Origin of the sequence: Herbaspirillum lusitanum P6-12 (assembly GCF_000256565.1) — a bacterium.
Lineage (GTDB): Bacteria > Pseudomonadota > Gammaproteobacteria > Burkholderiales > Burkholderiaceae_D > Herbaspirillum > Herbaspirillum lusitanum.
On sequence record NZ_AJHH01000694.1, the window covers coordinates 1 to 7,296 of the forward strand.

Consider the following 7,296-nt stretch of genomic DNA (forward strand, 5'->3'; position numbering starts at 1 on the left):
CGCCGGACGACAGCAGCAGCATCAGCGAGGCCGGCAGCGCGTTGACGGGCGCGGTTGCAGGCGCCGCAGCAGCCGCAGCCGCCGCACTTGTATGCGTATTCTGAATGGAAGACATGATGGCTATCCCTTTTAATGTTTGACGGGGTGGAGTTTGCGCGCCATTGCTGCGCTGCGGTAGTGGCATGGCGTGCAGAATTGTTATACGCTGTACGTATGAGCAAAGCGACCATCTCGGCTCCCGCCGCCCTTCCGCCTTCTTCCAGCGCTGCAGACCGCATCGAGCTGATTCAGACCTTCGTGCGCATCGTCCAGGCCGGCAGCCTGTCGGCCGCTGCCAGCCAGCTCGGCACCACGCAACCGACCATCAGCCGCCGCCTGCAGTTGCTGGAGCGCTCGCTGGGCGTACGCCTGTTGCAACGTTCCACCCATGCGATGAAGCTAACCGAAGACGGCGAGCGTTGCTACGAGCGCGCGCTTGACCTGCTGGCCGGCTGGGAATCCTTCCAGTTCGATGTGCGCGGCGCCGGCGTTGAGGCCGGGGGCTCGCTGCGCGTGGTGGTGCCGAACGCCTTCGGACAACGGCAACTGATCGCGCCGCTGGCCGAGTTCATGCGGCGTCATCCCGCGATCACGGTGGAATGGCTGCTGTACGACCGCGTCGCCGACTTCATCGCGCACGGCATCGACTGCGCGATCCAGGTCGGCGAAGTCAGCGACCCTGCCGTGGTGGCGATCCGCCTGGCCGAAGTGCCGCGCATGGTGGCGATCGCGCCGGCCTTGCTGGCGCAGTATCCGACCCCGACCCATCCACGCGACCTGGCGGCGATGCCGTGGCTGGCGATCCCGCAGTTCTATCGGCGCGACGTCACGCTGAAAAATACCGCCACCGGCGAAGTCGCCGAGGTCGCTTTCCAGCCGCGCCTCAGCTCCGACAGTTTGTATGCGCTGACCAATGCGGCGGTGGAAGGCGTCGGCCTGATGCTCGGTTCGGCCTGGCTGCTGGCGGAACACATGGAACAAGGCCGGCTGGTGCCGCTCTTGCCCGGGTGGGAAGCAGCGCCGCTGCCGGTGTCGATCATCTATCCGTATGCACGCTTCTATCCGGCGCGGCTGCGCTACTTCATCGACACCATGCGCGAGGCGATGCCGGCGGCGGTGGGCAGCGCGGCACGCTGGCCGGCGCGGTGATTACTTTGCCGGCGCCGGAGTGCCGGGAATACCGGGAATGCCGACGCGAATCAATTCCGAAAAGCGCGCATCGTTCCCCGCCGCCAGCGCACGTTCGGTAATACGCCCGCGCGCATGCAGCGCGGCGTAGTCGAATCCCGGCGTCAGGCCGCCGACGTCGTATGCATATTCGGCCAGGTAACCCGAAGCCAGCAGGCGATAATCGAACGGCAATTGCGGATTGATCGCGCGCGCCAGGTCGAACACGATGGTCGTGCAATTGCTGGTCAGGGTGTTGTAGAAGGCCGGTTCGCGTTCGAGCCTGGCCGCTTCGCCGGCATAGCCGACAAACAGCTTGCGCAAGGTGGCCGGCGCCACCTGCAGGCGATACAAATACACGTCTTCACCGCGTACATTGCTGCGCACGCGCACGATGTCGCGCTCGTCGCTGGCCACCAGCACGGTCTCGAACTTGCGGAAGAAACCGCCCAGCGCCGAAAAACTCTCGCCTTTTTCCTTGCGGATCTCCACCGAAAACGTCAGGTAGCGGCCGTCGTCGAAACCGAACGACACCAGCGTGTGCGCAATCGCCGGCCCCATCCAGTACGACAGCACCAGGTCGGCCGTGACCAGGTGGTCGAGATCGTAGTCGCGGGTTTCCCAGCGCACGGTGTAGTCGGTCTCGCTGCGCCAGTCGAAGTTGCGCACGTTGGTCAGGCGCGCGTGGTTGCCGTCGATGTCGATATGCAAAAGACGCGCAACGTCGTCGGCCCAGACGCGGTCATGCGAGGGCTTGAGCGTGCTCCACCAGCCCAGCATGCCGGCGCACAGCACGGCAAACCCCAGCAGCGGCCGCCAGCGTCGGCGCCACAGGCCGTGCAACGCCGCCAGCACCGCCAGCGCAAGCACTGCGACCGCGACGGTACGGATCTGCGCCGGCGCCTGCAACTGATACCACAGGGCAAAGCCGGCCCATACGCCGGCCAGCGTGGTCGACACGCTGAGCAAGAGACACAGCGCGATGAAGAAAAATGTGCGGACGCGGCCGCCCTTGCCGTTCATGCGATTCACTGCCGCCGCATCACCATCTGCACCGAGCCCTGCCCGTGGCATTCGAAAGCCAGCGAGACGTCGGTCAGCAGCTTGGCCGAGCAGGTGGTCTGCTGGTCGAGCCAGCTCAGCGTGCTGCCGCTGACGGTGCCGCTGGCGCTGATCGGTACGGTCGGAAAGTTGCCTTCCATGGTGCCGGTGATGGCGGCCTTGCCGGCGGCAGTGGTGGCGAAGCTCAAGGTCCAGCGTTGCGCCGAGCCGAAGGAGTTGTTGCCTGCGCCGGCCCACTGGCCGTCAAACAGCGTCGGCTTGAGTTCGATGTTCTCGGGCTTCTTTTCGACCGGCGCCGGCGTCATGGCGACTTGCTTGCATACCTGGCAACTGATCTCGGTGATGTTGGCGCGGCTGATCTGCTTCTGGCCCCAGATGGTGTCGGCGCCGGTATTGCCGTTGACCAGCACGTTGAAATACGGCGTGCCGTCGACGTGATAGTTGACCTTCGAGCAAGCCGGTGCGGAAGAAGTGAAACGCAGTTCGGACGCATACGAACCGAGAGTGGTCGCCTCCACCGGCTTGACCGCGATCGAGGCCGAACACGTGCCGGCGCTCTGCTGGCAATCGCAGCTCGGTTCGGCCGCGTGCGCGGCGTGCGCAGAGAGGAAACGGCGATGACTGCCGCCAGCATCAGGGCAGTCCTATATGCGCACTGAGCACTATGAGATCGCTTGATCCGATAGAACAATTCCATCATCGTTGACTCCCCCTTTTTTGGATGCCTGCCCTCCGAGGCTGACACTTTTGGCTTGCGACACGGTGCGGCCATGGTACACCGCGGTGCCGCCGATACCGTACGCCGCACGGGCTGCTGCGTCGGATCGCATGATGCCGGACGGCATCTTCAAGCTGAACACATGCTGAGAAAAACCTGACGCCCGCATGACTGGATTGTCATATGTTCGTCATGCTTCTGTCCGACAGCGCGGCGCAGAATGTGTTCCACGATGGCCGCAGCCCCCTCTTCAGCTTTACTCTTCAGCCATGCGGTCTGCATGGCTGACTGCGGTCGTCGCCTGACTTTTTTTGGAGAACACACCATGCGTAAATTATCCCTCGCCTTCGCCGTCCTGGCCCTCACTTCCGCTGCCGGCGCCTACGCCGAAGTCCCCTATCCGGCCGATCAACCATTTGTTTCCAGCGTCAGCCGCGCCGAAGTCAAACAGGAACTGATCCAGGCCGAGCAGCAAGGCCAGATCGCGGACGGCGACAACTATCCCGTCGCCATGCCGGCATCGTCGCACCTGAGCCGCCAGGACGTGCGCCATGACTTGCAGCACGCGCACAACATGCATGACGACGCCACGTACGCCGGCGCGTGATGCCCTTCGGTAATCACTAGTGGCAACGCCGGCTTTGCTGCGCACGATGCGAAACCGGCAAGCGACGCCAGCGGCGTGAATAGCGCGCCGAAAATGAAAAAGCGGACCTGCCGTACTGCGCAGATCCGCTTTTTTTTCACCTTGCTTCCGCCCTGCTTCGGGCTGATTTCAGGCTTGCTTCGAACTTGTTTACTTCACCGAAGCCAGCGCTGCATTGAGCGTGGCGCTCGGACGCATGACTTCGCTGACCTTCTTCGGATCGGCCATGAAGTAGCCGCCGATGTCGACAGGATTGCCTTGCACTGCCTTGAGTTCGGCGGTGATCTTGGCTTCGTTCTCGGCCAGCGTCTTGGCCAGCGGCGCAAACTTGGCAGCCAGTTCCGCGTCTTCCTTTTGCGCTGCCAGTTCCTGCGCCCAGTACATGGCCAGGTAGAAGTGGCTGCCGCGGTTGTCCAGCTCGCCGGTCTTCGGCGATGGCGACTTGTTGTTGTCCAGCAGCTTGCCGGTGGCATCGTCGAGCGCCTTGCCCAGCACTTGCGCCTTCTTGTTGCCGGTCTTGATGCCCATGTCTTCCAGCGACACCGCCAGAGCCAGGAACTCGCCCAGCGAATCCCAGCGCAGGTGGTTTTCACCGACCAGCTGTTGCACGTGCTTGGGCGCCGAACCGCCAGCACCGGTTTCGAACATGCCGCCACCAGCCATCAGCGGGACGATCGACAGCATCTTGGCGCTGGTGCCCAGTTCCATGATCGGGAACAGGTCGGTCAGGTAGTCGCGCAGGATGTTGCCGGTCACCGAGATGGTGTCGAGACCCCGAATCACGCGTTCCAGCGTGTAACGCATGGCGCGCACTTGCGACATGATCTGGATGTCCAGGCCCTTGGTGTCGTGATCCTTCAGGTAGGTCTCGACCTTCTTGATCAGTTCGGCTTCGTGCGGACGGTACGGGTCGAGCCAGAACACGGCCGGCATGCCGGAGTTGCGGGCGCGGGTGACGGCCAGCTTGACCCAGTCGCGGATCGGCTCGTCCTTGACCTGGCACATGCGCCAGATGTCGCCTTGCTCGACGTTTTGCGTCAGCAGGACTTCGCCTGTTGCCAGGTCGACGATGTTGGCGACGCCGTCTTCAGCGATTTCAAATGTCTTGTCGTGCGAGCCGTACTCTTCCGCCTTTTGCGCCATCAGGCCGACGTTGGGCACGGTGCCCATGGTGGTCGGATCGAAGTTGCCGTTGGTTTTGCAGAAGTTGATGACTTCCTGGTAGATGCGGGCGAAGGTGCTTTCCGGAATCACTGCCTTGGTGTCTTGCGGCTTGCCGTTGGCGTCCCACATCTTGCCGCCGATGCGGATCATGGCCGGCATCGAGGCGTCGACGATCACGTCGTTCGGTGCGTGCAGGTTGGAAATGCCCTTGGCCGAGTCGACCATCGCCAGCGACGGACGGTGTTCGTGACAGGCGTGCAGGTCACGGATGATTTCTTCCTTCTTCGAGGAAGGCAGGGTCTCGATTTTTTCGTACAGGTTGACCAGGCCGTTGTTGACGTTCACGCCCAGTTCATCGAACAGCTTGCCGTGCTTGGCAAATGCTTCCTTGTAGAAAATCTTGACGGCGTGGCCGAACACGATCGGGTGCGAGACCTTCATCATGGTCGCCTTGACGTGCAGCGACAGCATGACGCCGGTCTTGCGTGCATCTTCGAACTGCTCTTCGTAGAACTCGCACAGCGCCTTCTTGCTCATGAACATGCTGTCGATGATTTCGCCGGCCTTCAGGGCGACCTTTGCCTTCAACACCGTGGTCTTGCCGCTCTTGCCGATCAGTTCCATCTTGACGTCGCGTGCGGCGCCGATGGTCATGGATTTTTCACCGTGGTAGAAGTCGCCGTGGGTCATGTGCGCAACGTGCGAGCGCGATGCCATGCTCCACTCGCCCATGCTGTGCGGGTGCTTGCGGGCGAAGCGCTTGATCGATGCCGGCGCGCGGCGATCGGAATTGCCTTCGCGCAGGACCGGATTGACGGCGCTGCCGAGCACTTTGGAGTAGCTCTTCAGGATTTCTTTTTCTTCGTCGGTCTTCGGATCTTCCGGCAGGTCCGGGATCGCGTAGCCGCGCGATTGCAGTTCGCGGATCGCGGCTTGCAGCTGCGGCACCGAGGCGCTGATGTTCGGCAGCTTGATGATGTTGGCGCTTGGATCTTGCGTCAGCTTGCCCAGCGCGGCGAGGTTGTCGGGAACGCGTTGTTCGGGCGTCAGACGGTCCGGGAATTCGGCCAGAATCCGCGTGGCCACCGAGATATCGCTTTCAACGACGTTGACGCAGGCCGAATTGCCGCTGCGCCAGGCCAGGATCAGGTCCGGTTTGAGGGTAAGGATTTTTTCGATGTCGACCGCGCTGATGCGGCCGACCGAGACCGCTTGCAACGCGGCCGGAGGATAGTTGCTGTAGTTGCTCACGCCGATCACATACGGTCCGGCGCCGGCGGCATAGAGCAATTCGGTGGTGTGCGGCGAGAGGCTGACGATGCGGCGCGCGGGTTTGTCGAGGCGGATGTCGTTGCCGAAATCATCGGTGACGGTGATGCTTGCGGCGGCGTTGCCTGCACAAAGCAACGCAAGCACCGCCGGCAGGGCGGACCGCAGCGGCGTCTGCCAATGACGCATCAGACTTCGAGATTGTCGATCAGGCGCGTCTTGCCGAGTTTGGCGGCGGCGACCACGACCAGTTGTTCGCCCTGCGCCAGATCGCCGGCGGACGGCGGTTGCAAGTCGTTGCGCTTGCGGATCGAGATGTAATCGGGCTGCCAACCGCGCTGCGCCAGCGCATCCATGGCCTTGCGTTCCAGTTTGGAGATGTCCAAGTGGCCGCTGCGCACTTCGTCGGCGACCTGGTTGAGCACCTTGTACAACTCGGGCGCTTCGGTGCGCTCATCGGCCGACAGGTAGCCGTTGCGCGAAGACAGCGCCAGGCCGTCGTCGGCGCGCCAGGTTTCGGCGGCGATGATTTCGGTGAACGTCCTGATGATGGGCAGCAGAGAGTAGGTCGCCAGCAGCGGCGCCTCATCAGTCAGCGTATAGATGATGGTGGAGTTATCAGTAGTCACGGTGATGTCCTTGCGGGGTTGGTGTTTGATGAGCCGTCTCGGAGGCTGCCGCACCATCAAGGGGGCCGGACAAGGCGAAGCGGACGATACGGGTAGTACCTGGCTTGCCTGCCCGACGGCGCAATGCGTCGGATTGATGTTGCAACAACTTCGTATTGTATTGGTACTTCCTTTCATGAACCTGTAAGGAAGCAGAGGCCGTTCCTGCTGCCACTGCCTGAGCACCAACACAAAAACAACCGGTATTTTAGCCCGAAACCGCCGAAAACCGGTGACGACCGGGCCCGATGGCTTCGAAGCAAGCCTTGCCGGAATGCATCTTCAGGGCCGCATTATCCGAACGAAGCCGTCAACGACGTCCAGATCCGGCCAAACCACCGCTATTTCCAGCCAGTCCGCCGTCTCCAAAAACCTCGCCGCCGTCCTTGTCCGTATAGCACGCCAGATTGGCAGCAATCCACGCCAGGCCCGGCTTGAGCGGACGCGGCGCAGCACCCAGAATGGAATCTTCGAAGCCCCACCCGATTCAACCCGACCGTTCAACCCGACTTTTCAACCGGAATACATCATGACCCTCAACATCGGCGACGTCGGGTTTTTTC

8 protein-coding genes are annotated in these 7,296 nt (G+C 62.4%); 3 read left to right on the forward strand and 5 right to left on the reverse strand.

The window, feature by feature from the left end:
- Positions 1 to 213 precede the first annotated feature (213 nt).
- Positions 214 to 1,188, forward strand: coding sequence for a LysR family transcriptional regulator (locus HLUSI_RS0122640; RefSeq protein WP_016836118.1), 975 nt, complete (start codon positions 214 to 216; stop codon positions 1,186 to 1,188).
- Here the strand turns inward: HLUSI_RS0122640 and HLUSI_RS0122645 are convergent, their stop codons facing one another.
- The 3 genes from HLUSI_RS0122645 to HLUSI_RS33050 form a co-directional block, all read right to left on the reverse strand.
- Positions 1,189 to 2,229: an Lnb N-terminal periplasmic domain-containing protein gene (locus HLUSI_RS0122645; protein WP_083831028.1), complete on the reverse strand. Its 1,041-nt coding sequence runs from the start codon at positions 2,227 to 2,229 to the stop codon at positions 1,189 to 1,191.
- Between the two features lie 5 nt (positions 2,230 to 2,234).
- Positions 2,235 to 2,786: a hypothetical protein gene (locus tag HLUSI_RS0122650; RefSeq protein WP_016836120.1), complete on the reverse strand. Its 552-nt coding sequence runs from the start codon at positions 2,784 to 2,786 to the stop codon at positions 2,235 to 2,237.
- Between the two features lie 329 nt (positions 2,787 to 3,115).
- Positions 3,116 to 3,268, reverse strand: a complete 153-nt coding sequence (locus HLUSI_RS33050; protein ID WP_016836121.1) for a hypothetical protein — start codon at positions 3,266 to 3,268, stop codon at positions 3,116 to 3,118.
- Between the two features lie 43 nt (positions 3,269 to 3,311).
- Between HLUSI_RS33050 and HLUSI_RS0122660 the strand changes: the two genes are divergently transcribed.
- On the forward strand, positions 3,312 to 3,593 hold the full coding sequence (locus HLUSI_RS0122660; protein ID WP_040503799.1) for a DUF4148 domain-containing protein: 282 nt from the start codon (positions 3,312 to 3,314) through the stop codon (positions 3,591 to 3,593).
- 189 nt (positions 3,594 to 3,782) lie between these two features.
- On the opposite strand, the gene HLUSI_RS0122665 is transcribed toward HLUSI_RS0122660, so the two are convergent.
- Positions 3,783 to 6,254 carry an NADP-dependent isocitrate dehydrogenase gene (locus HLUSI_RS0122665; RefSeq protein WP_016836123.1) on the reverse strand — a complete coding sequence of 824 codons (2,472 nt, stop codon included), beginning with the start codon at positions 6,252 to 6,254 and terminating at the stop codon, positions 3,783 to 3,785.
- Positions 6,254 to 6,871, reverse strand: a complete 618-nt coding sequence (locus HLUSI_RS30150; RefSeq protein ID WP_330987197.1) for a pantoate--beta-alanine ligase — start codon at positions 6,869 to 6,871, stop codon at positions 6,254 to 6,256. Before HLUSI_RS30150 ends, HLUSI_RS0122665 begins: the two co-directional genes overlap by 1 nt.
- A gap of 94 nt (positions 6,872 to 6,965) precedes the next feature.
- Between HLUSI_RS30150 and HLUSI_RS34475 the strand changes: the two genes are divergently transcribed.
- Positions 6,966 to 7,296, forward strand: a 331-nt coding sequence (locus HLUSI_RS34475; protein ID WP_238534065.1) for a hypothetical protein, incomplete at its 3' end; no start/stop codon positions are given.